General features: G+C 48.9%; 1 protein-coding gene. It reads right to left on the reverse strand.

Going from position 1 to position 515, the window contains the following annotated elements; genetic code table 11:
- Positions 1-515 (reverse strand): GTP-binding protein (locus R2R70_RS18910; protein ID WP_410978735.1); only part of this gene is annotated, 515 nt, incomplete at both ends.

Here is a 515-nt window from a genome sequence, read left to right on the forward strand (position 1 = left end):
CAAGGAAAACTCACCGTGAGAATTATTTCAAAATCCGACGCAGCGCAAATTTTTGGTGGCCTGGACTTGTCCGGGGAGGAGGAGTCAAGCAATGTAATTGACTTACGCGGCACGAAAATGAACGGCTGGGTAGATGCAAACGGGACCTGTTGGGCGCCCGACTCTTCATCGTCAACCATGTCACATTTGTTAAGGAATACAACGATGTAAGGTACACCTACGTTACGAGAAAGCAGGATGTGCTCACGTGTTTGTGGCATTGGACCGTCAGCAGCAGATACTACTAAGATCGCACCGTCCATTTGAGCAGCACCAGTGATCATGTTTTTAACATAATCGGCGTGACCTGGGCAATCTACGTGAGCATAGTGACGGCTGTCTGTGTCATATTCTACGTGTGAGGTGTTGATGGTGATACCACGTGCTTTTTCTTCTGGTGCTGAGTCAATAGACGCATAGTCTTTGGCTTCGCCACCAGAGGTGATTGCAGCTACGGTTGCGATTGCAGCGGTAAG

It is taken from the genome of Cobetia sp. SIMBA_158, from assembly GCF_046566945.1.
In the GTDB taxonomy this organism is placed as follows: Bacteria; Pseudomonadota; Gammaproteobacteria; order Pseudomonadales; family Halomonadaceae; genus Cobetia; species Cobetia amphilecti.